Origin of the sequence: Thalassolituus sp. ST750PaO-4 (assembly GCF_020320405.1) — a bacterium.
Taxonomy (GTDB): domain Bacteria; phylum Pseudomonadota; class Gammaproteobacteria; order Pseudomonadales; family Oceanobacteraceae; genus Venatoribacter; species Venatoribacter alkanivorans.
The window spans coordinates 345,982-370,075 of the sequence record NZ_JABVCB010000007.1 but is presented as its reverse complement, the minus strand read 5'-3'; the positions used below and the strand labels follow the sequence as shown (position 1 = coordinate 370,075).

The 24,094-nt window shown below is 51.6% G+C and carries 20 protein-coding genes; 8 read left to right on the top strand and 12 right to left on the bottom strand.

Annotated features, from left to right (window positions below):
- Positions 1-97 precede the first annotated feature (97 nt).
- A complete protein-coding gene (locus HUF18_RS07525; protein ID WP_225691716.1) occupies positions 98-2,410 on the top strand; it encodes a hypothetical protein in 2,313 nt (770 codons plus the stop codon).
- Positions 2,411-3,726: 1,316 nt separating this feature from the next.
- Here the strand turns inward: HUF18_RS07525 and HUF18_RS07520 are convergent.
- A complete protein-coding gene (locus HUF18_RS07520; protein ID WP_225691715.1) occupies positions 3,727-3,972 on the bottom strand; it encodes a hypothetical protein in 246 nt (81 codons plus the stop codon).
- 145 nt (positions 3,973-4,117) lie between these two features.
- Between HUF18_RS07520 and HUF18_RS07515 the strand changes: the two genes are divergently transcribed.
- From HUF18_RS07515 to HUF18_RS07495, 5 genes are all read left to right on the top strand, one after another.
- A complete protein-coding gene (locus tag HUF18_RS07515) occupies positions 4,118-4,648 on the top strand; it encodes a hypothetical protein (protein ID WP_225691714.1) in 531 nt (176 codons plus the stop codon).
- Positions 4,649-4,748: 100 nt separating this feature from the next.
- Positions 4,749-5,015 (top strand): hypothetical protein, encoded by a 267-nt coding sequence (locus HUF18_RS07510; protein ID WP_225691713.1) that lies wholly within the window; start codon positions 4,749-4,751, stop codon positions 5,013-5,015.
- Between the two features lie 100 nt (positions 5,016-5,115).
- Entirely contained in the window at positions 5,116-5,946 is an 831-nt protein-coding gene (locus HUF18_RS07505) for a TIR domain-containing protein (protein WP_225691712.1), read from the top strand.
- Positions 5,947-6,000: 54 nt separating this feature from the next.
- A complete protein-coding gene (locus HUF18_RS07500) occupies positions 6,001-6,492 on the top strand; it encodes a hypothetical protein (protein ID WP_225691711.1) in 492 nt (163 codons plus the stop codon).
- Between the two features lie 97 nt (positions 6,493-6,589).
- Positions 6,590-6,976: a DUF7668 domain-containing protein gene (locus HUF18_RS07495; protein ID WP_225691710.1), complete on the top strand. Its 387-nt coding sequence runs from the start codon at positions 6,590-6,592 to the stop codon at positions 6,974-6,976.
- 119 nt (positions 6,977-7,095) lie between these two features.
- Here HUF18_RS07495 and phnX read toward each other — a convergent pair whose 3' ends face one another.
- From phnX to HUF18_RS07455, 8 genes are all read right to left on the bottom strand, one after another.
- The gene (phnX, locus tag HUF18_RS07490) at positions 7,096-7,923 is read right to left on the bottom strand and encodes a phosphonoacetaldehyde hydrolase (protein WP_225691709.1); all 828 of its coding nucleotides are present in this window, start codon (positions 7,921-7,923) and stop codon (positions 7,096-7,098) included.
- The gene (locus HUF18_RS07485; protein WP_225691708.1) at positions 7,916-8,509 is read right to left on the bottom strand and encodes an HD domain-containing protein; all 594 of its coding nucleotides are present in this window, start codon (positions 8,507-8,509) and stop codon (positions 7,916-7,918) included. The genes phnX and HUF18_RS07485 overlap by 8 nt, the downstream gene beginning before the upstream one ends.
- A gap of 29 nt (positions 8,510-8,538) precedes the next feature.
- Positions 8,539-9,648, bottom strand: coding sequence for a 2-aminoethylphosphonate--pyruvate transaminase (gene phnW, locus HUF18_RS07480; protein ID WP_225691707.1), 1,110 nt, complete (start codon positions 9,646-9,648; stop codon positions 8,539-8,541).
- 961 nt (positions 9,649-10,609) lie between these two features.
- Positions 10,610-11,338 carry a UTRA domain-containing protein gene (locus HUF18_RS07475; protein WP_145469411.1) on the bottom strand — a complete coding sequence of 243 codons (729 nt, stop codon included), beginning with the start codon at positions 11,336-11,338 and terminating at the stop codon, positions 10,610-10,612.
- Positions 11,339-11,340: 2 nt separating this feature from the next.
- Positions 11,341-12,708 carry a DUF5690 family protein gene (locus tag HUF18_RS07470; RefSeq protein ID WP_225691706.1) on the bottom strand — a complete coding sequence of 456 codons (1,368 nt, stop codon included), beginning with the start codon at positions 12,706-12,708 and terminating at the stop codon, positions 11,341-11,343.
- Positions 12,709-12,806: 98 nt separating this feature from the next.
- Positions 12,807-14,042, bottom strand: a complete 1,236-nt coding sequence (locus tag HUF18_RS07465; protein ID WP_225691705.1) for an NAD(P)/FAD-dependent oxidoreductase — start codon at positions 14,040-14,042, stop codon at positions 12,807-12,809.
- 157 nt (positions 14,043-14,199) lie between these two features.
- A complete protein-coding gene (locus HUF18_RS07460; protein ID WP_225691704.1) occupies positions 14,200-16,995 on the bottom strand; it encodes a TonB-dependent receptor in 2,796 nt (931 codons plus the stop codon).
- Positions 16,996-17,218: 223 nt separating this feature from the next.
- Positions 17,219-17,758 carry a DUF2147 domain-containing protein gene (locus HUF18_RS07455; RefSeq protein WP_225691703.1) on the bottom strand — a complete coding sequence of 180 codons (540 nt, stop codon included), beginning with the start codon at positions 17,756-17,758 and terminating at the stop codon, positions 17,219-17,221.
- A gap of 469 nt (positions 17,759-18,227) precedes the next feature.
- On the opposite strand from HUF18_RS07455, the gene HUF18_RS07450 reads away from it, so the two are divergent.
- Both HUF18_RS07450 and HUF18_RS07445 read left to right on the top strand, forming a co-directional pair.
- The gene (locus HUF18_RS07450) at positions 18,228-18,497 is read left to right on the top strand and encodes a DUF4212 domain-containing protein (RefSeq protein WP_145469407.1); all 270 of its coding nucleotides are present in this window, start codon (positions 18,228-18,230) and stop codon (positions 18,495-18,497) included.
- Positions 18,498-18,511: 14 nt separating this feature from the next.
- The gene (locus HUF18_RS07445; RefSeq protein ID WP_145469406.1) at positions 18,512-20,287 is read left to right on the top strand and encodes a sodium:solute symporter family protein; all 1,776 of its coding nucleotides are present in this window, start codon (positions 18,512-18,514) and stop codon (positions 20,285-20,287) included.
- Between the two features lie 110 nt (positions 20,288-20,397).
- Here the strand turns inward: HUF18_RS07445 and HUF18_RS07440 are convergent, their stop codons facing one another.
- From HUF18_RS07440 to HUF18_RS07430, 3 genes are read right to left on the bottom strand one after another with little or no spacing between them, the layout of a single operon-like run.
- Positions 20,398-20,823 (bottom strand): group I truncated hemoglobin, encoded by a 426-nt coding sequence (locus tag HUF18_RS07440; protein WP_225691702.1) that lies wholly within the window; start codon positions 20,821-20,823, stop codon positions 20,398-20,400.
- Between the two features lie 10 nt (positions 20,824-20,833).
- Positions 20,834-21,691 (bottom strand): DUF3034 family protein, encoded by an 858-nt coding sequence (locus HUF18_RS07435; protein WP_225691701.1) that lies wholly within the window; start codon positions 21,689-21,691, stop codon positions 20,834-20,836.
- On the bottom strand, positions 21,688-24,087 hold the full coding sequence (locus HUF18_RS07430; RefSeq protein ID WP_225691700.1) for a bifunctional diguanylate cyclase/phosphodiesterase: 2,400 nt from the start codon (positions 24,085-24,087) through the stop codon (positions 21,688-21,690). The genes HUF18_RS07435 and HUF18_RS07430 overlap by 4 nt, the downstream gene beginning before the upstream one ends.
- Positions 24,088-24,094: the final 7 nt, after the last annotated feature.

Genomic DNA, 24,094 nt, shown 5'->3' with positions numbered 1-24,094 from the left:
CCCCATACAGCAAGGCATAGCGTGATACAGCCGCTGGCCGCTTCTGCCGGCCGGCGGCGCATTCTTACCAACAATAATAATCAGGGGCCTAGCCACCATGACAATCAAATACCCAACCCGCGGAGGGCTGGCATTGCTGGCCGTACCGCTGCTGCTCAGCGGCTGCATTACCGAACTGCCCGGTGAATTTCCCGATCAGGAAACGCTCTGTACCTTTGACGCCAGCCGCGAAGCACAGCGTGCGGCCTCGGCGGCCAGCTTTCCACAACCGGAGATTCAGCAATTACTGGTCAATGGCGAACTGCGCTGGAGTGCCGGTTCTGCCAATACTGCACAACTGAATGCCGGTGACGAAGTTACCTTAAAAGGCAGCGGCTTTGGTGGCGGTACCGACATCGACTTCTCAAAAATCATGCTCGGCAATACCCGTATTCTGGAAACCGACCTGCGCATGTTCACCCAGTACCTGGCCATTAACGATCAGGTGAATTTTGAAAGCGACGAGCAGTTCGACAGCTGGGATAAAAACATTCTCAGCTGGAACGACAACGAAATCCGCTTCCGCGTACCCGACCACGCCAGCAGCGGGCCGTTAATTGTGCAGATACAAAAGCGCACCGGGTTTAATGAATCATTAAAACATCCGGGCCAGGCGCATAACGTGATTGATGCACAAACCTCACGCATTATTTCCGATACTTTTGAGCACGACTGCGATGTGGTCTCGACCCTGAGCGATGCAAAATCCACCACGCCGATAGCCGTCAGCGTTAATAACCCTGGCTTTGAGCAACTGGTGGAAAAAGGCCGTCAGGCTTTCTGGTCTTACGATTACAACATCGGTGTAGCGCACAGCGTGCGCAAACTCGACTGGAATGCGATTTTTAATTACAAAGCCAACGACCCGATTACCGGCGGTAAAGCCGACCCGGCGAAACTCTTTGGTGCAGTAAAAACCGTACGCGGTGAAGTACCGGACGAAGCCATCGACGATGTGTATTTTAATTCCTACCCGATGGCGACACCTATTCCCGGCTTTTTAACCACACAACCGGCGAAATTCAAAGGCAATACCCGCGACAGCGGCTGGGTGGGTTACCGCTACGCCGAAGCCAGCGAGCCTTATAAAGGCAATGGCGAATGGATTGGTTTTAACTGTGCCTCCTGCCACGGCTATAAAGTCAGTTATGAAAAAGCACCGGGCCAGGCCATCAGCAAAGTGATTCCGGGTTTACCTAACCCCAACTGGTCGATGAAATGGACAGTTCTGCAAACCCTCACCAACACCTTCGACGGTATTTATACCAGCGAAGAAGGCCCGAGCTGGAACAGCGGTAAAAAAGACATCGCCAAAGATATGCTGCTTTACCATATGCCCGCCGGTGCCGGTGAACACAATATGGTGCGCGTGGTTGGCGAAGGCAGCCATACCGACAACGACTACCAGTTCTCACCCATTGCCATTCCGAACGTGACCAATTACATGGCCATCCGCCGTTCGTTATCGCACACTGAATCCTATGTGGGTTTTGAAGGCTCTTATATTCATTCCGAAGAACCGGACGGCGCGCAGGGTGCGATGAGCAAAGAATGGCTCGAAGCCCTGACCGCCTATATGACCACCCTCGATCAGGATGACGATGACCTGCGCAATGTCGGCTTATACCGCTGGCTGAAATACAGCAATAAACTCAGCGCGCAAACCGGCAATGCTCAGTTAAGCGAAGGGGAATTTGTACAGACCGGCTGGCAACAATACGCCGATGTCAGCGCCGCGGTTAACCGTGGTAAGGCCACTTATGAGCGCGACTGCAGCAGCTGCCACAGCGACGGCGTAGGTGCCAATACCAACGAGAAAATGGTAAGGCTGGATGAAGTCGGCCGGTTCTTTACCCCGACCATTTATCAGAAAGAAACCGAATCGGTACGTGCGACTTTCCTGCGCGATCTGTACTGGACTCAGCACCGTGGTTTATTGTCGGACGGCCATGTGCGCAACCTCGAAGATCTGGTCAGCCCGCAACGCTGCACACCGGGCAGCAACCTGTATAACAACTACTACACCCTGCATGCACCGGTACGCCCGGATGCCGGTGGCCCGGATCATGTTACGCCCTTCCCCGACCTGAACCGCAAAGGCGATGTGTTCCGTGTACCTAAATCGAAATATTTAACCAAGCTGGATAAAGGCTACAAACGTAACCTCTTTATCGAGCGGCATAAATATTTTGTCAGCGTACCCTGGGACAAAGACCACTATTACTGGGATTACCAGAAAATGCGCGCCGAATACGGCCCGGATGAAATGGGCACCGCCGAACCGATTGGTATGCCAGCGGCACCGCATCCGTGGTGTGCGCAGAACAGCGCTGAAGTGGATGATTTAGTGCAGTATTTGCTGACGCTTTAATTTTTTCGCGCAAGTGCACGGGAGAATTTAAGCAGAATTATCTGCACTGAGATGTAATAAAACCGGAGTTTCTGCTGTTGAGTGCAGCAGAGGCTCCGGTTTTTTTATGGCTGCGATTGGCAGCCGGGCAGCGCGGTTTTGGGCTGAATGTTTGTGGGGAGTGTATATTGGAATGGCTGTAGGAGGGCTTTGTAGGAGTGGCTTTTAGCCGCGATACTGTTTCAGTGGCCGCTGCGCGGGCTGGCTTTTGTAGTCTTTGCAATGCCTTTGCGGGTGCTCCGCCCCCTGCGCCCCCATGCAAGGAGAAGTATCTCCTTCCGATCCTCTCTTGCGGCTGTCCGGTGCTGTTCAGCCAACTGCGTGGCCAATCCGGCCCGCACAGCAATTCGCCCGGAGCCTTTTACCCTTTGATAATTGAAATGAATGGGCTCCGGGCCGTACTGTGCTTTCCACCGGATTGTCTGCCTGGTTGACTGGCACCGCACAAATGCCGCGCTTATTCAGACTCAACGCGGCTTTTCAGAGCAAACAGAGTACTTTTTGAAAAGGGGTTTCCATAAACTCAGACGCAATGCCGCATATTAGTTCAGGCACAGCATTGTAGGAACGGGCCATGCCCGCGATGCCGCCGAGAAGCCTACTAGCGGTCAATCGGATACAAGAAGCGGATCTTATCCGCGACAGGCTAGCCATACGTTCACGCCGAAATGTAGGGTGGGCACTGCCCACCAAAGCTATTGTCGTCATTTGCCACTTGTAACCAAATCTATCAACAGATTGAACCTCCTCCCAAACTTCAGTACTCTCGAACCACAGCAGGGAGGCAGCTATACAAACAACGGACAGATACCCAATCCGATTCCCCTCCCCGCCTGAAATCCTAATACTAAACATGCGCCACTCCTGCCCTGCGCTTATAAGGATGGGCGGTAGCGTGTCTGGAATACAAGCATCATCTGAACGATTTTCACTGCCGGAAAAGCACTGAAAATTACCAGAGAAAAATAATGTACAAACAACCAGTATATTTTACTGTTTCCGAAATCTGATGCGCGTTTACGTTCCGGTAGCAAAACGCGCATGCGCGGATTGACACCTTCAGTCCAGATAAAATTCAATAAAATCAATCAGTTAGAATTCTTCGAAAAGTGATAACGCGCAAAACTTAAAGATCGGTTCAGGATAAAAGTGCGCATGCGCGTTTATATCCTGACAAGAAAGAAAATAACGATGATTTTTACAGCCTGGACAATGGGTTAGGCTGGGAATCTGAATAAGGGTTAGGTGTGTTAATGAGCATGCCTACTAAGAAACTGTTATGTGCGGTCTAGCCTTGGTTTTGGCCGCGCCAATTCGAAAGTTGGGTTCATCTTAAATTCAGCGTTGTAATCAGAAATGGAATTCATATCTAATCTGCACATTTTCAAACCGCGCATTTTTCCGCTTTCTGGCGCTTCAGCATCAAGTGTGCGCCTTTTCTCATTCTTCCAGCGCTTAGCCATTTCCACCATCAAGCCAGCCGGAAATTTATTGTTTTCTGTGCTCGACTCAGGTGTTAGCATTCAAATTATTTTTGGGCAATCACATAACAAGTCGCAGCAACGGACCCGCGGCAACTGTCACCGCTTTTGCTTGCGCAAAAGCAGCGCCAATTACCTTGTCCGTTGTGCGTGGCGTTAGGCGAATAAAATGATTCCGGCAGGATACATGTACAAAGAAGTCTGTGAAAAACCGGACTGGCTAAAAACCGAGAATATTAAAGATATATATTCGGTTAGTGGATGTGTATCTAAAGACTTTGACGATTGGATCAATGAGTGGAAACACAATGGATATTGGTTGTTCGATTCACCTGAAATAATGGAAGCTATAGCAAAAGAAAAGAATATCGATTTTTCAAAGATGAAACTTTTCTTTTACAAAGCCTCAGAGCAACAATGGGATGAAGATGAAAAGGCATGGGAAGACTACCAGCCAGAAAAGTCATTCAAAACTGAAGTCAAATTACCAAAAGAAACAAAGCTAGAAGGTTTTGATGTCGTTTCATTTTTTTCAAAAACATCTTGTGAATGCTCACCTTTGTCTTGCAATCATTTGTCTGAGACCATCAAAACCAATGAACATTGTCTCTTCGACACATACGAAGAGGCTATTAATTTAATTAATTCAGGTGAGTTGAAAGACTGTGAACCAGGGCCTTATCGCATTTTCGAGGTTCATAGTGTTGTACTCGCCTAACAAACGCAGGCAATCGAACAGTCAAAACTGTCACGCCTTTTGTTCCAAAAGCCGCGCTAATTTTGCCTGCCGTTGCTGCGGGCGTTATGTGTAAATGAGTATGGAAGAGAAACACGGGGCAATTTGGATAGAGGTCGAAGTCGATGGAGCTGCTCAAGTCGTCTTCGAGCATTACCTTCCTAGCCTTCAAAAACTACATGTAATTTTTGAGCAGGCTAATGGCACGTTTTTGCCATATTCATTCGTGCCCAAAAGTGACCCTCAGTGGCGGCTACCCTTGTGGTCAAAAGAGAATGAAAAGGCCATGATGCCAACTTTAGAGTCGGCAAAAGAGTATTTAAAAAACTATGCCACGCAAAACACATAACAAGCCGCTCAAATTCGTTCCGGCCACCAAAAGCGTGGCCTCCACCGGACTCGCTGACGCTCGCCGTTTAGCGGTGCGTTAGCCTCATTAAGGAGTCACCGTGTTCTATCACGTAATAATTAAACCAAAATCAGATAAGTACTACGGTGAATACAAAACAGATCTCACCAAAGAACAACTGATTTCAAGATTTGTTGAGCCCTACGAGCAAGGAATGCCAATTGTTATCAATGGGAAAACTGTTCAACCAAATGATCTTGAACGAATCAAAATCTCGAAGAGCGAAAGAACAATTGAGTCTTTTATTCCTCAGATTAAGGCTGAGGATAGGACATCATCAGTTGCTTTTATTGGCGGGCCTTCTTACACGTACCAAGCAATTGGAAGAGCTACAGATGTGACAGATGACTTTATTGAGGGCGCTGTCGGATATAAGAAAGTTCTTTCAGAAACCAAAAGCCATACTCATAAAAGTGAAGAAGGCGAACCCAATAGAGTATTTATTGTGCATGGGCATGATGAAAGCGCTCAAAATAAAGCTGCTAGGTTTGTGGAGAAGTTAGGCTTTGAAGCAATCATCCTCCATGAGAAAGCTAGCTCTGGAAGAACGATCATTGAAAAAATCGAGCATTATTCAGATGTTGGATTCGCGATTGTCCTATACACCCCAGATGATGTAGGTAACGTTAAATCAGAACCCGATAATTTGAATGTTCGCGCTAGGCAGAATGTGGTTTTTGAACATGGCTATCTCATAGGTAAACTTGGTCGCCAAAATGTCTCCGCGTTAGTAGATGGAAAGTTAGAGCTTCCAAACGATATTAGTGGCGTTGTATACATTAGTCTTGATGAAGGCTCGGCTTGGCAGCTACAACTAGCAAAAGAGATGAAGCAGTCCGGCTACCAAATAGACATGAACAAACTAATCTAAGGCTAACAAAGTGTTGCACCGGACAAGCCGGTGAACGCGGCATTAGGGCCAAACATGATCAAAGCCATCACATTTGCGATACGTATTGGATTTTCTATGACCTCAAATGCAAATGAAATATTTATCCACTCTCACAATCCAACATCTAATCGATTCGCCATACTAGAAGACAACGAGAGTATTGCTTTTCTATATTTAACGGAAGTCGGCACTCAACGCCCAGTCAAAGATGCTGTCGTATACTCTCGCAAGCCGCTCATTCCGAAATTCGATTGGGAAAAAGTAAAAGAAACAGCCGACGCGCCGCCACTATCGCAAGATGTCGCAAGCTCAGAGGCAATTATTACAACGCCTTCAGAGGGTGAGTTTTCGTTTAAATGGTCATTTGATGGTAACGCCGTAGCATTACTCAGAAACGGAGAGCCAATTGCGTTTGCTTCAGCCTCAGAAGAATATGGCTTTTCCAAAGCTATATCAAAGCCAAACCCACTAGCAAACGCTTGGGATCAAGAGCTTTATGAATTTACATTTAGAGAGCAACCCTAACTAGTAGTTCAAACCGTTTCGCTCACTGGGACGGGCTAAAGCCCCCCCCTTAACCAAACGTTAAGCGGCAGGGAAGAAATTCGAGATCGAGAAGTTCATGATAGAAAACGAAGTGTATGTAGTAAAAGATGAGGAAAATGAGCTTCCGATTCCGACAGTTTGGCGTCCAGTATTCTCTGAGATTGTTGAATCCCTTGTAAAAAAAGATTACTTACTGGGCCCAGGCATACCAGAGGTAGATCCCGTATCTAATGAAACAGCCGATCAAATCAAAGAGTATGTTCAAGACTACGGCGAAAAATTAGTCAGCTTATCTGATGAAACATGGAATTCATCAATATGCATCTGGATGGGAAGTTGGTGGGACGTACTAATCGACTTATGGACTGAGACAGAAGGAAGAAGTGATATGGTTCTAAGTGCAAAAGTTTTCGAGTCTGACTCAGGCTTTAAATTCAGTATCCAAATGGTGTATGTGCCGTAAGCCTAACAAGCTGCAGCAACGGTCGCTGATCCTCCCCCGCCTTAACGAACACCACTAAAAGCATCCGTTAAAGCAGTCCCACTCTTTCTGCACTCTAAAAACCCTGATCTGAACCCAGATCAGGGCTTCTCTCCCCGCGCCAGACGCGCATTAATATCCACAATAACACCCGGCAAATCCGCGACCGAATCAATCACGTAATGTGCTCCGGCATCGTTAAAGCGCTGGGTTGCTTTGCTGCGGCGCTGTGCCTGTTCGCTGGCGGAAAGCGCTTGCCATTCAGCCAGATCCAGGCCGACTTCGTTGCCGCTGATGCTGACACCGACGGTCCACATACCGGCACGCAGGCCTTCTTCAATACCCGGTAAGGTATCGTCTACTTTAATGCAGGCATGTACGTGGTTAACGCTCAGTTGCAGCGCTAACGCCAGCGCCATATCGGCGTATGGGCGGCCACGCAATACATCGGTGGCGAATACACAGGCATCCGGTTCGTAACCCTGATCTTTGGCGGCGGCCAGCGCAGGCTCCATCATGCCGGGGCCGTAGCCGGTATTACCGCCGATTTTTAACCCCTGCGCACGCAGTTGGTCGTAAGCGGCTTTCCAGCCCGGTATTAATTGCGCACGTTCGCCAACGATGCGCGTCTGAATCGGCGCAAAGGCATGGTACAGGCGGTCAATTTCGGCGCTGTCGGCTTCCTGTCCTTTCACTTCCAGCCAGCGAGCATGAATACGCGGATTGGCCAGCATACGGGTAATGTGTTCGCGTTTTTCGGTACCCATGGGTTCACGCGCTTCGGCCTGGGTGACCTCAATGCCTTCGGCGGCGAATAATTCCATAAAGGCGTAAACCGGTGCCAGCGAGCCAAAATCAATGGTGGTGCCCGCCCAGTCGAGAATAACGGCTTCTGTTGGCCCGGCAAAAAAACGTTGCGATTTAAACATGGGTATTGCGCTCCTGCACCACACGGGTGTGCTGAATTAATAGTTCGTAATAATGATCAATGCCCGGTACTTTTAAGGCCGGCTGTTTTCCCTGTTCGTCGTATTTGCGCAGCCGTAAAGCGTCAACAAACCAGGGCGAGGATTCAAAGGCGCGGCAGGTGCTTTCATCCATCCAGCCGCCCTGCAGTTCCAGGCTCTGCTGCGATGCCGCCGACAGCGACTCGCGGTAAACGGCATCGGTGGAATATAAATAGCGCTTGGCCGCGACATGCAGACGAATGGGTTTGGTCACGTCATCAGCAAAATATTCACTTAAAAAAGCCGCACCGACTTTTTCGTGGTAGCCGTTATCGCCACCGGCTTCCGGATGCAGCCCCTGTTCCTGCCAGGTAATTAAATGGCCAACATCATGCAGCAGCGCGGCAATAACCAGATGCGCTGGCGCATTATCCTGTTCGGCAAACCAGGCACATTGCAGAGCATGCCGGGTCTGGGAAATATCTTCCCCCAGTGGCATATGGCCGTAATCGGCAAAGGGTTGCCAGACCTGATCCACGGCTTTGCGCGCCAGCGTGCGTAAGCGCATGATGATTCCTCCGTTGTCGGCTGTCAGAGTCAGAAGCGGTGCTTTTCCAGCGCCTGCAGCAAACGCTGCATATCCTGCGGAAAAACATCACCGATATGGCCAATGCGGAAACACGGCGTTGCCGTTACCTTGCCCGGATAAATCACAAAGCCTTCCTGCTTTAAGCGCTGATACAGCTGGTTAAAATCGAACGCCGGATTATCAGGATATTTAAAAGTCGAAATAAACGGCGATTGTTTATCGCGGCTGACCACACACTCGAACCCCAGTGCCTGCATACCATCGACCAGGGTGCGGTGGTTTTCGGCATAACGCTGTGTCCGGGCGCTGATGCCACCCTCTTCCGCCAGTTCCGCCAGCGCCTGCTGAAAAGCGCGCACCACATGGGTTGGCGAGGTAAAACGCCATTTGCCATGGCCCTGCTCCATGCACTGCCACTGGTCAAATAAATCCAGACTTAACGTGCGCGCACGACCGGCACATTTGGCCAGCGCATCGCGTTTTGCTATCACAAAGCCCATACCGGGCACGCCCTGAATGCATTTATTGGCCGAGCTGATCAGAAAATCGATACCCAGTGCTGCCAGCGGAATTTCGATACCACCAAACGAGCTCATGGCATCGACAATCAGGGTTTTGCCGGCGGCTTTAATCACTTCAGCATAAGCCGCCAGCGGATTCAGAATGCCGGAGGTGGTTTCACAATGAACCAGCGCCACATGGGTAATGGCCGGGTCATCATGCAAAGCCTGATTCAGTTCTTCCAGACTCACCCACTCATGTTCGGCAGCGGTTAACAGCACATAATTAATACGGTGTACCCGCGCCATATCGGCAATGCGCTGACCGTAAGCGCCATTGGCTAAAATCAGTAATTTATCGTCGGCCGAAAAGGCACTGCTGATGACACTCTCTACCGCAAAACTGCCACTGCCCTGCAGCAGCACCGCGCTGTATTCCTCTGCAGCGCACTCTTTTTCACCACAGAGCGCCAGCTCTACCAACTGTTCACGGATAGGCTGCACCACCCCCAGGTTGTAATCGTCATCCCAGGTACACCAGTCACGCAGCATGGTCTGCTTTACACTGGCCGTGGTGCTCAGGGGGCCGGGAGTGAGTAATAAATAAGGGTTATTCATAAGTCCGTCACGTTTGCGCCGAGTTGGTTTTTGTATTCTCTTTATTCTGGTCTAGACCAGAATTCGCAAACTATAAAAGTTAACGGAGTGAGCGGCAACGGCAGTTTAATGAAGTTTTTGTGACAGTAATGCAGAGTGTTGGGCTGGAGGATTATTGAGTTCTGTGGCCGCTGCGCGGGATGGCTTTTTGGGCTGCCGCCCGGCCCTATGACCTCTTTGAGGGGTCTTACCCCTCACGCCGGTCGGGCGCTTACTTCTGACCGCCATGGATGGCGGAAATGCAGATTGTGCAGGAGCACACAATCGGCCCGCTTCGCGCTGTGCAGGACTTAATCCGTTCTGAATAATCCCGCGGTCGCGGTAACGCGAATAATGGGCCATCCATGGCCCTATTCGCTCGCCCGGCATCCATGCCGGGACGTACCGGCGCAGAATGATTCAAACCGGCGTCCTGCAGGCGCATAAAACCGTAACGCGAAACCGCGCTTCAAAATGAATAACACTCAGCTTTCCATGCCACATAAAAACATGAAATGAAAACAAGCTTCGCGTAATGATTAATGCGCACGTGGCCCGCCGCAGCGAATGATGGTTTTTTTGATCCGCCGGGCATGGATGCCCGGCGAGCGCGCAGCGACAGGGATGTCGCATGGGCGCGTGGTCAGAAAAACCGAGTGAGTAAGGATTTACGGGCCACAAAGCGCGAAGCGGGGAGTTTGCCCGACCGGCGTGAGGGGTAAGACCCCTCAAAGAGGTCATAGGGCCGGGCGGCAGCCCAAAAAGCCAGCCCGCGCAGCGGCAGTCAGTATTCGCAGAGATTGCTTAGCCGTTCCGCAAAGGCTTCGATATGATTACAAAAGCCAACCCGCGCAGCGGCCACAGAGACAGTATCGCGGCTAAAAGCCGCTCCCACCAAGCCGCTCCTACCAAGCCCCTCCCACAAAACAGCTGAAAAAGAAAATCAGTGACTGGGAATCCGCAGCTCTATCGCACTGTGAACCCAGTGCTCAATATCAAACTCCACCGCTTTGCGCTCCCCTTCATAACGGATACGGCGAATCTCCAGACAGGGCGCGCCGTTAATATGCGACAGCGCGTCGGCCACCTGATCGTACACCGCCGACACGCAGATGCGGTTATCTTCGTGCGTAATCTCAACGTTGTAATCACGCTGCATCAGGGTAGTAAGCGAGCCTTCCAGATCTTTTTTCATCAGTTCCGGAAAGCGGCTTTCCGGCAGGTAGATAAATTCGTACAACACCGGACGACCATCGAGGGAACGCAAACGTACCAGCTCAATCAGTTTTTCGTCAGCGGCAACAGCCAGAGCGGTGCGTGCCGCCTGTGGGCCTTTAATACGCTTTTGTGAAATTAATTCGGTGGCCGGAGTGCGTTGCTGTTGCTCCGCCAGCAGGTAGAAATTCACCCGTGAAGACGGGTCATATTCCAGCCGTGGCGGTGAAACAAACCAGCCGCGGCGGTTGGAGCGGTAAATCAGCCCTTCCGATTCCAGCTTTGACAACGCATCGCGCACAGTAATACGTGTGCTTTTAAACTGCTCCACCAGTTCGCGTTCGGATGGCAGGCGTTCGTTCTGTTTCAGGCGTGACTGTTTGATCAGTCCGGCCAGGTAGTCGCGTATTTCGATATTGGCTGGCAGCATTTTTTTCAATCCGGCATCGGTATGCATGGCTATTTTAGCCTCGCCGCAGCAACAGAAGCCAGCGGCTGTTTCTGGAGCTGAGTCTCTTCCTGAAACTGCTGCCCATTGCGGATAAAACGCCAGCGGAAATACAGCCACGACAGCGTGACCAGCGCCCCACCAATAATAGCGGTACTGTAAACAGCACTGACAAAGAAATTCAGCCAGCTGATGTCGGCCGCATAAAAATGCTTAACCAACAGCAACCCTACACTGCCGGTATAACCAGCGCTGTCGGCCAGATAAATCAGAAAACCGGCATTGGCCACGCCACCGGCCAGCGCGACAAAACGGTCAAACAAAAAGCAGTTAAACGGAATATAGGCCAGATACAAACCCGTACCTAAGGCGACCATCCAGATTTTACTGTCGAGCCAGTGTTGCTGATGCAGCCAAGTGCTGTAACCCAGAATAAAGCAGCCCAGCACAATGGCGAGATGGTTGGCGGTAAAGGCACGGAAGTTATCGCGGATAAACATTAATAATGCCAGCGCTACCAGTACCATACCGGCGATGCGCACCCCGGCGTAGGTAAAAATCGCGGGTTCATTGCCATACCCCAGCGCCTGCCAGATTTCGGCAGAAAAGTTATCGCGGAAATCGCGTAAGCCGGTGAACAGTAAAAATGCCAGAATCAGAAGACTCAGACCAAACCAGTACTGGCCAAATAATTGCCAGCGGTCGGCGGCGGTCATCGGCTGGCGTTTCATGCGTTCGGCCTCGTCTGTCGCATCCGGTTCCGGAATCATCGACAGTGCATAGACCGAAATCAGCAACAGCGGCATAAAAATCAGGCCGGTTAAAAACGGCATCCAGAATTCCGGCACATCGGCATAAACAATTAACGCCTTGCCCACACTGCGCACCATGCCTGAGGCAACAATAAAGGTGGCGCTTAACCCGGCCCCGAGTAATTCCGAGGTTTTACGCCCTTCCAGATAACTGAATACCAGCCCCCAGATCATGCCCAGCGGCAGGCCATTAAAAAACATCGCCAGAGGTTTTAATGGCGCCGGTAATACCGCAAATAAAAACAATGCCAGTTGTGCACTGGCGACCAATAACACAATGGCCAACGCGCGGCGGTCGTGCATCATGCCCGACACCACACGGATACCGATAAACTTCGACAACAGATAACCCAGCACCTGAGCAAAAATCAGAATCACTTTGTAATCCATGCCAAACAGGGTCTGGCCATCGTACATCGCCACCGAGAAAGGCTTGCGGAAGGCGTACATAGAAAAGTACGTCATAAAGGCGGCGCTGATGGCAAACATCACAAACCAGAGTGCAGACGCCTGCTGCAGACGCTGCTGAACCCGCTGGTGAAAACGCTGAAACGGCATAATTAACATAGTAATACTCCCGCTGCGGCACCTGTGCCTGCAGCGCAATCAGTTCTTATAAACAGGAAATACCCGAGGGATATGTCGGCTGTATGAAAATGCTGCATTCAGCCGGTACTCTTGCCGCTGCGCGCACGGGCACAGTGCAGACGGAATTCCGCACTCATCGGATCGGCTGGCGGCTGCAGGGTGGCAAAACGGGCCGGTGAGAATTCTTCGGCGGCAACAAAGGTGGGTTTGCCGAGAATCTGCTCGCTCAGCAAACGGCCAATACCGCCACTGAACGCAATACCGGCACCGGAGCAGCCGGTGGCGACAAAGGCATTGCTGTACTGCTCCAGACGTCCGAGCAAAGGTTTGCCATCCGGCGTGTAAGACGACACACCGCTTAAGTAATGCGACAGTTGCGCCTGCTCCAACAGCGGACAGAGCGCCAGCAGGTTATGCCAGTGCTCTTCCAGTGCCAGCCAGCCGTTGGCATCTTCGGCAAAATGAAAACTGTGAATATCGTGCGGTAATGCACGCGGGTCGGCGACACAACACTGGCTGTCGCGCACACCGAATAACAGCGCCGATTGTTCGCTGCGGAAATAGGCTTTGGCCGAAGGAATAATTGCCATCGGCTGCTTGGCATCAACCTGCGGCTGGTTGTTGGTTATCCAGTAATGGCTGCGTACCGGTGCCATCGCCAGTGCGATATCGTAGTCATAGGCCAGCGCCGCACTCCAGGGGCCGGCCGCCAGCACCACACTGTCAGCACGGATAAATTCACCACTGGCTAAATATACCCCGGTAAATACACCGCCCTGTGATTCCAGCCAGCTGACCGCACAATGAGCAATAATCTGCGCTCCTGCGGTGCGGGCAGAACGGGCATAAAGCTGTGCCAGGGTATAAGGGTCGGCGTGACCGTCATCGGGGTAATACAGCGCACTGCTGTCTGCTGTGATTGCCAGCCAGGGCAGCAGCCGCTGAATATCGCTGCTGGCCAGCCATTGTGTGCCAACGTCCAGCTGCTGCGCCTGCTGAAAATACCGTTGCTGTTGCTGACGTTCGTTATCGTTAACGGCGATGTGCAAACAACCGCTGCGTTGCGCAAAGGGCAGATTAAAACGCTGCTCCAGCATACGCAGGGTGCTGTGAGTTTCGTGCACCATTAATGCGGCACTGTCGCTGCTGCGCGCGCGGGTTAATAAGGCCGCCGCCTGACTGGTGGTGCCTGCGCCTAATTCGCCGCGTTCAAATAGCCAGACCTGTGCCTCACCACTGTTCTGCAGATAATGGGCAATGGCGAGGCCTAAAATGCCGCCGCCAATAATAACCACCTGCTGTTTTTCCGCCATCTTGATACTTCTTTTGGTCTAGTCCAGATAAAAGTATTTAAAAGAGTACGGATGACAAAACGATGACAGGCAGGTTCAGAGAAAGAAAACGTTGCATCAAGGCAGAACACAAATAAAAACACCGGCCAGAGCCGGTGTTCTTTGTTACTGCAATAAATCAGAAGAAGCTGTATTTAACCCCCAGATTGGCGCGGTAACCGTAGTATTCCACCTGCAACGGACGGCGTTCGCTGCCGAGGTAATACTTCATCGGTTCGTTGGTGATGTTATTAATATCGGCGTACACCATCAGATCGCTGGTTGCCTGATAAGACGCGCTCAGGTCAACACTGGTGTAATCACCGTAGTAGCTGTCTTCATCGCTGCTGTCACCGTGTTCCTGAATATAAGCGCCTTTATGGTTAACAGCGATGCGCACGGCAAAGGTGCTGTCATCGTAGAATAACGCGGCGTTATACAGCGAGTCGGCCTGACGCGGAATATCGGCTTTGCGGCCATTGGTTAATTCCATCACCGAACGCATACGGGTGTAGTTAGCCTGTACGCCGACATTTTCCAGCGCATCGGCAATAAAATCGAGGCGACGGCTGAAGGCAAACTCGGCACCGGCCAGCCAGGCATTATCACCGTTCACCGAATCCACACGGTCAACGGTTTCACCTTTAAAGGTCACTTCAGAACGCTTGCTGAAAATCGGATCGCTGATCTGCTTATAGAACAGGCCGCCGGAAATCACACCGACATTGTCGTAATAACGCTCGAATAACACATCCAGATTATTGGAATACGTCGGGTTCAGTCCCGGATTGCCTACCACCAGTTCACCATCGGCTTCAGAATAGGCCTGGCCCGGAGCCAGCGAACCAAAGTCCGGACGGGCAAAGGTACGGCTGAAGGCAGCACGCAGGTTGCTGTCGTCGGTCAGGGCGTAGGTCATATGTACAGACGGCAGTACCGAGGTGTAAGACTTGGTCTTTTTAACCGGCACAATCACCAGCGTGCCGGCATTGTCTTCGGCGCTGTAACCGGACACTTCGGTCTCGGTACGTTCGACGCGCACACCGCCCACTAGGCTGACATCATCGTTCAGCTGATAAGTCGCCATACCGTAACCGGCCATCTGGGTTTCGTTCACATCGAAGTTACGACCCAGCGCCCCACCGTTGGCTACGGTGTAGGATTCGCCATCAATCAGTTCGAACTGATCGCGGTTTTTGTTCCAGAAATTTTCCAGATCCGACATATCCGCCACCTGGCTGAAATCATCGGCGTAACCGGCGTTAATTTCTTCCAGATAATCGTTACGGCCTGGCTGATCGCTTAAATCAAAGTCGCTCAAAAGCGGTGTTGTCGCACTGTCTTTCCACTGATAAAACTCATCGGAGAAACGCGCAACCCGCTCTTTTTCACGGTATTTGGTACCGAATTTCAGTTGCAGATCGAGGCTCACATCCTGAGTAAAATCGAGCTGCGCCACGACCTTATCTTTTTCCCGCACATCGACCTTATAAAGTTCAATGGAAGACAACGCCATCTGTGTCGGGTCCATGCTGAAGCCATCCGGTAAATGGGTGGATGGTTTATTCGATGGACTGTTACCCCCGTCGATGGTGTTGTACGACAGGTTTTTACCGCTGCGGTTATCCAGCCCTGCAAAGCCTACGTTTTTCTGATCAAAACGGGCGACAAAATAACTCTTGTCTTTGCTGTTTGGCACATCGCCGTAATAGAAGTGGTTATCGTAGGTTGAGGCTTTCCATTCCAGCAGACCGCCCTCTCCGACCCAGTGTTCACCACCCAGCTGATGACCGCTGAGTTCGGTGGTCAGAATATTATGAATATGCTGCAGCTCGATCCGGTCTTTATCAAAACGGTAGCGGTGTTTGTAGTGGGTTTCATCGTCGATCAGGGTACCGTACAGGGTACGGGCATAAAGGGTATCGCCATTATCGAATTTATATTCCACGGCACCGTTAAAACCACGGGTATCGCGCTCACCGGTATAATCGCGCAGTTCAAGGCGTTTAATCCCTTCGCCACTGCGGCGTGGTTCAAAGTTATCGGTCGCCCAGTTACGCACATACTGGCTGGCATTAACGATATAACCCCACTTACCATCGTCACTGCGGTCACCGGCAAGAATATTCAGGTTATAACCACTCTCTTCCGCTTTATCGTTGTAGTTGGTGCCAACGGTGACATCCAGTGTGGTTTCCTGTGGCGCACGGCGGGTAATAAAATTCACATTACCGCCAATGGCATCGCCTTCCATATCCGGCGTGACGGCTTTGCTGACTTCCACACTTTCGATCATTTCAGTCGGGAAAAAATCGAACGCAGTCGCACGCGAGGTGGTTTCTTCTTCGGCGGTCGGAATACGGTCGCCGTTCAGCGAGGCGGAACTCCACTGCGCCGGTAAACCACGCACGGCAACAAAGCGGCCTTCGCCCTGATCGCGCTCAATCGAAATGCCGGGAATACGCTGTACCGCTTCGGCGGCGTTGCGGTCCGGTAATTTACCGATGCCGTCAGCCGAAATGGCATTAAGAATACGGTTGGCGTTTTTCTGTGTGTTCAGCGCTTTCATTTCGCCCTGAAAAATATGACCAACGGCGACCACTTCTTCGATACCTGCGCCGGTAAATACCACTTTCAGTGCGCCCAGATCTTTACGCTCATCGGCGCTCAGGGTCACGGTGGTTTGCAGCGGCTCATAACCTACATAGGTAATTTTCAGGTTGTAGGTGCCGGGCTGCAGACCTTTGAGAATAAACTGGCCGCGTTCATCACTCTGAACACGGGCGCCGGTTTCCACAACGGTCACCGTTGCACCGGGTAATATCGAACTCTGATCAATCACCGAACCCATCAGGCTGGCATCGGCCAGTGCCAGCTGGCTGCCCAGCAACAGTGTCGCCAGCAGTGGCAGTTTTGCAGTTTTAAACGTCTTCATCCTAATCCCCATAGTTTCCAGTAAGCCGCAATCACGCCCCTTGTGCCGGCGGCATCCGAATCTGGTCTAATCCAGTTAGCCAGTGCAGATTAGGAAGAAAATATGACGGGGTTATGACTGTGGCGTTCAACAACGGGAAGAAATCACATTGCCGATATGAGCAGATTACAGACACAAAAAAGCCCGCGGTTAAGCGGGCTTCAGCAGAATAAAAAACTAATCGTTATTCTGCAGCGGCGGTTTCAGCTGTAGTTTCAGCCGGTGTGGCTTCTGCAGTTTCTGCACTGTTGTCTGCGCTTACAGCTTCTGCAGCTGTTTCTGCAATTGGGGCTTCGTAGCGCAACCATTTCTGGCTGCGGCCAATCCAGGATACGCCGATATAACCGCGAACGCTCAGGCTCTGGCCATCTTCGGCAACTTCCAGCTGGGATTTATAAATGCTGCCGGATTTAGGGTCGAGGATACGGCCGCTTTCCCACTCGCCTTCACCTTCTTTTTCCAGCCCCCACATAAAGGTCAGGCCTTCAACCGGCTGATCTTTAAAATCGTCCGGACATTTTTCACAGGATTTGCCCTGATCTTTTTCACGCAGCAGTTTTACGATAGTGCCCTGCAGCTTGCCTTCTTCGTTAATGTTGATGTCAACGACGCTGGCCTGGCTGCCGTCTTCGTCGTCGATGGTTACCCACTGGCCCACAGCAGGATCGGCCATGGCAACGGATGACAACAGGCTAAAAGCAAGAGCGGATATGGATTTTTTCACAGACAAACTCTCCAGAGCTGGTGCAATTCCGGCCGGAGGGCAATGCCCGTATTACAACGAGCCGCGACACAACCGGACCCCGGCCGCTTGCGTTATCAGTTATTGGTTAGGCCAGGTAGGCCGATCATAAGGTATCTTCCGGGAAAAATCCGCCATTTGGCTGTACCTATGGCTCTGTCAAACCCGGCAAATCGGGCCAATTGTTAATAATCAGCCGTCGCCGGAGCGCTTTTATACCGGACTAAAGGCGTACGTATTAGCACCAAAGCACGCCATTTTTGCCACCTGCGACCATGGTCACCCCGTGCTTTCCGGGCCCCTGAAAAGCTTAGTTAACCCTTTGTTTTTAATAGAAAAAGTAATCATTGAACAGGAGTGTTCAAAATTGGTACTACCAAGGTCTAGCTGTCGTGTTCTGACGCTATGCTGCTAGGTTGATTCTGCATTCAAATAAAAACTAGGAGGGGTTATGGCTTTCAAGTCAGAAGACGATAAGAACGCGTACTGGCGCAAAAACCTGAAATTAATGTTCATTTTACTGGTTATCTGGGCAGTGGTGTCGTATGGCTTCGGCATTCTGTTCCGTCCGGTACTCGACATGATTCCGGTAGGTGGCGTTGGTCTGGGGTTCTGGTTTGCACAGCAGGGGTCCATTTATGTGTTCCTCGCCATTGTTGCAATTTACGCCAAAAAAATGCGCGAGCTCGATCGTGAGTTCGGCGTTGATGACGATGAATAAGTGAGGAGTTGAGCATGGATTTACAGACCTTAACTTACATCGTAGTGGGCCTGAGCTTCGCCCTCTATTTCGGTATCGCTATCTGGGCCCGTGCCGGAACCACCGGTGAATATTACGCGGCTGGCCGCGGTGTTCACCCGGTTGCCAACGGTATGGCTACCGCAGCTGACTGGATGTCTGCCGCTTCCTTTATTTCTATGGCAGGCCTGATCGCCTTCCAGGGTTATGATGCTTCTATCTTCCTGATGGGCTGGACCGGCGGTTATGTTCTGCTGGCACTCTGCCTTGCTCCTTACCTGCGTAAATTCGGCAAGTTTACTGTGCCTGACTTTATCGGCGACCGTTACTACTCCCGTACTGCCCGTATCGTGGCGGTTATCTGTCTGATCGTAGCGTCACTGACTTACGTAATCGGCCAGATGAAAGGGATTGGTGTGGCGTTCTCACGTTTCCTCGACGTGGATTATGCAACCGGTCTGTATGCAGGTATGGGTATCGTATTCTTCTACGCCGTACTGGGCGGTATGAAAGGCGTAACCTACACCCAGATCGCGCAATACTGTGTACTGATTTTTGCTTACACCGTACCGGCGATCTTTATCTCTCTGAACCTGACCAATAACCCGATTCCACAACTGGGTTTCCTCAGTGACACCGCTGACGGTACTCCGCTGCTGGTAAAACTGGATCAGACGCTGGTCGACCTTGGTTTTGCTGAATATACCGCGCAGAAAGGCGGTACCTTCAACATGCTGATGTACACCCTGTCGCTGATGATGGGTACTGCCGGCCTGCCACACGTGATCATCCGCTTCTTCACCGTACCTAAGGTGTCTGATGCGCGTTCATCCGCTGGCTGGGCTCTGCTGTTCATCGCCATTCTGTACACCACTGCTCCGGCTGTGGGTTCTATGGCCCGTCTGAACCTGACCAATACCATTCAGCCTGGCCCGGTTGGCAGCGCCGAAGGTAACCTGGCTTATGCTGAACGTCCGGACTGGTTCAAGAAGTGGGAAACCACAGGTCTGCTGGCATTCGAAGATAAGAATGGCGACGGCCGTATCCAGTACTACAACGACAAGAACCCTGAGTTTGCCGCAAAAGCTGAATCTTTCGGCTGGAAAGGTAACGAAATGGTGAAAGTCGACCGTGACATCATGGTACTGGCTAACCCGGAAATCGCTAACCTGCCAAACTGGGTAATCGCTCTGGTAGCGGCCGGTGGTCTGGCGGCGGCACTGTCCACTGCAGCAGGTCTGCTGCTGGCGATGTCGACAGCCATTTCCCACGACCTGCTGAAGCGTACCTTTATGCCGGATATCGGTGAGAAACAGGAACTCATGGCTGCACGTATCGCCATGGCCGGTGCCATTCTGGTAGCGGGTTACCTGGGTCTGAACCCACCGGGCTTTGCCGCACAGGTGGTGGCACTGGCCTTCGGTCTGGCAGCCTCCTCTATCTTCCCTGTACTGATGATGGGTATCTTCAGCAGTAAAGTGAATAACAGTGGTGCGGTTGCCGGTATGCTGGTTGGTCTGGTGTCTACCCTGGTATACATCTTTACCTACAAAGGCTGGTTCTTCGTGGCCGGTACTGAAATGCTGGCGAACACTCCGGACAACTGGTTCCTGGGTGTTTCTCCGGAAGCCTTCGGTGCTCTGGGTGCTCTGCTGAACTTCGCAACAGCCTTCATTGTGTCGAACATGACTGCACCTGTACCGGATGATATCCGTCACATGGTTGAAGACATCCGCTTCCCTAAAGGAGCTGGTGAAGCGCAGGATCACTAAGATCAGGCGTTTGATACAACCATAAAAAAACCGGCTTCGGCCGGTTTTTTTTATGCTGCTTGCCGGTGATAAATTATCGGGATAGCAGCGCAGGAATGTTGGCAATAAACTCAGCGGTGCAGCATGTCGTTACGCAAAGGCGCCAGTTTTTTTAATAACCGGTTCTGATCAGTATAAGGAATGCCACTATCTGTCAGTGCTTTCTGCAGTAATTCCACCACCCGGTTAAAATCGGCTTCACCGATATTCATTCCGGTGTGTACGCTGGACATATCATCGCCACTGTAACGGCATGGACCATCACTTACCACGCACAGCTGTTCGCTGAATTTATTGCGGAAGCGTTCAATATCTGAGTCTTTAAAAAACGGATAAATCCGCCGGTCAAAACTGATTTCTTCAATAAAGTGGTCGACCACAACTGCAATGCCTTCAGCACCACCCAATCGTTCGTACAGGGTGTCTTCTGCCATCAGAGGATTCAGTAAAGACGTTGCCATCAGTAGCGTGCTGCTGCAAAGCAAAGAACGGATCATCACGGCTCTCCTATTGAAAATACCCGGTTAACGATACATACAGACCGTCCTGATCATCGCTGCCGGCAATGCTGCCAAGCTGCGCCCAGGCCAGGGTAAGGTTCAGCTGTTTATGCGGAAACCAGGCAATAAAAAGATCACGATAATCATCTTCGCGAAATGCAGTTAAATTATCGGGCTTGGTGCGGTATTCCGCTCCCACGGCCAATCCATCACGTAGCAGCACCAATGCCGAAATCTCTGGCAGCAGCTGATAACTGCGTTTGTCGTCTCCGCCAAACCCCAGCAACCCCATCTGGTTGGCTTTACTGGCACGCAAGGTTGCGTTCCATAAAACGTTGTACCCGGCCAGTGCTGCCAGATGGATTTTACTGGCCGACAGATAAATATCCGTTCCCTGGGTATCGTTATCCGCGCCAACGGCGGCGGCCGTATCGCCATCCAGCAGACGTTTATGCTGTAACCCCAGCGCCAGCTGTGGCATTGCCGTAAACACAGCATCACCGGCGAGCCGGAGTTTGCCACCATAAACTTCCTGACGGACATCCGTTGCGGTATTTTTTAAGCGGAAATTCTGCTGTGCTGCGCTGAGTTCCAGACGGTTGTTGTAACTCCAGCTGGCACCCAGCACCTCCAGACGAAAATCCTGCACATCGGTGCGGGTCGTAAACGCGCTGAGACTGTGTTCGCCCTGCTCACTGTAACCACTGATCAGCGCCCAGGGCACAAGACCGCCACCGGCCGCCCCTTCCAGCTGAGTAACACCGGAGGTTGCCAGCAGACGTCCCTGCGCCAATAGCGGAACACTAAGAAAAGAACCCAGCCCCAGCAAGGTCAGGTATTTCAGCGGTGAAAAACAACCTTTCATGATTGTATCTCCTGTTGCCGGTCAGCCGTGTCAGAATGCTGCCGGAAATCGGCCAGCCAGCCCGCAATACTTTCGAACGCCATCGGCCGGCAGAGAAAATACCCCTGAATATAATTACAACCGGCAGCCTTAAGCCAGGTTTCTGATGCCTGATTTTCCACCCCTTCGGCAGTCACTCTCAGGCCTAATTCACGTGCCATATTCAGCGTTGAACGGACAATGATCTGGTCATCATGCGTTTCTGCCAGATTCAGGATAAAACATTTATCGATTTTAATTTCGTCCACCGGCATACGCGCAAGCTTGGATAACGCCGAATAACCAATACCATAATCATCCATCGAGATACTGAAACCATGCTCGCGCAGCAGCTGCAGTTGTTGCAGTGATTTTTCTTCATCCAGCATCATGTCGCGCTCGGTTATTTCCAGGCAGATATCCGCCGGCCGTAGTTGCAGATCCTGCAGTTTGTGTTCAATCAGGGTGGTCAGGCCATCCCGGCAAATATCCTGAGCAGAAATATTAATAGATACCTGCAGATCAATATTATTGCGCCGCCAGACAGCCACATGCTCCAGCACCTGCGCAATAACCCAATCGGTCAGCTGGCAGATCAGGCCGGTTTGCTCGGCCAGTTCGATAAAAACATCCGGGGGAATAAAACCATCCTGTGGATGGAACCAGCGGATCAGAGCTTCGGCTTTATCGACGTTTCCCGTCAGCAGATTTTTCTGCGGCTGATAGTACATCTGTAACTGGCCATCATTGTCGTTCAGCGCCTGCTTTAACGATTTCAGAATATGCAGTTTCTGCAGGTGTTGCTGATCCATGCCGTCTTCATATAAAAACAGCGACAGCTTATGGCTGCGTGCATGTTCCAGCGCAATGTTTGTACGCCGGATTAACTGCGCGGCGGTGCTTGCCTGTGCCGGAAACAACACCAACCCGACCCTGACATCAATATTCACACTGATGCCATTCACATTCACTGGTGTCGCCATACTGTGCAGTATTTTCCAGCCGTGCGCCTCAGCCCACAGGTTGGTTGCCGTATCGGGGCACGGAATTAAAAGAACAAATTCATCGCCCGCCACCCGTGCCAGCGCTCCTTGCTGGCTGAGCGCAGCCAGCCGCTGCGCGACGCGGGTCAGGCAGCCATCACCGACATCCGGGCCTAACGAATCGTTGATGTTTTTAAATCCGCGGATATTCACATCGGCCAGCATAAATGACTCACCAGTCTCTACCCGCTGTTCGAGTTCACTCAGCATGCTGACGCGATTCAGAAGACCGGTAAGGCTGTCATGCAACGCCTGGTAACGGATTTTCTGCTCACGGCCAGCCAGGTCATTGTTCATGGTGCGGAAAGCAGACACCAGTGTCTGAATTTCATTATTGGCTCTGCGTGGCGGATCGATGCTGTGATATTCCCCGCGGGCTATCGCGCGGGCATCACGTACCAGCCGCTTCAGCGGTACGGTTAAACGGCGTGCCATCAGAGTACTGCCTGCCACCGCCAATAAAACAATAATCAGTGCCAGTTGCAGAATACGGTTACGTAAACGGACATACCCCTCAGAAGAGGAGCGCAGATCAGCAGACAGCACCACGCTTACCGGGACTGTATCGTGGCGCGATATGGTCAGCCACTGACTGGCAAAACGCTGTGCAGCGTCATTCCCCCAGTAACCCAAAGCCTGTGCATAGCCAGGGGAACTCATCGCCTGCAAAATCTGCTCATCCCCGGACAGCGATGATGAATACACCAGATTACTGACCCCACGCGGAGAGCGCATGCCCAGGCTTTGCTGTTCAACAAAAGTAACCTCAATACCGCTGCTGCGGGCCAGTTGCTGCGCCAGAGGCTCGTCCATACGGAAGCCAACCCCGGCAATAGCAATCACCCGCGGCGCCTGCACCGGAATCAGCAGCAACTGATAAATATGATTACCCAGCACAAAAAAATCGGCACTGACCTCACCTTTAAGCGACTGTGCCAGTGCCGGGGCGTAGCTGAACTGTTCGCCTTCACGCACATCGCTGTCAGTACTGGCCGTCACCTGACCGCTGACATCCACCAGAAACATCAGATCAGAACGGATACGGGAACCATGATTTTCCAGCATGCTCGCCACCGTGGCTTTATCCTGGCTGGCCAGCGCCTGCTTAAAACCAAAGTCAGAGACCAGTATTTCGGCCGACGTCAGCAGCTGCTGCTGACGCATGGCAACGGTGTTTTTAAACACCTCCACCGCCGCGCTCAGGTCATTATTTACTTTGCTGCGGATGGTTTCGCCAGCACTGTAAAGTACCAGTGTCAGAATCGACAACGAGGTCAGGGCGGTCAGACCGGCGGTCAGCAGCAGAATCTGGCTGCGGAAGGTATTCAGCCTCATGCTGTGG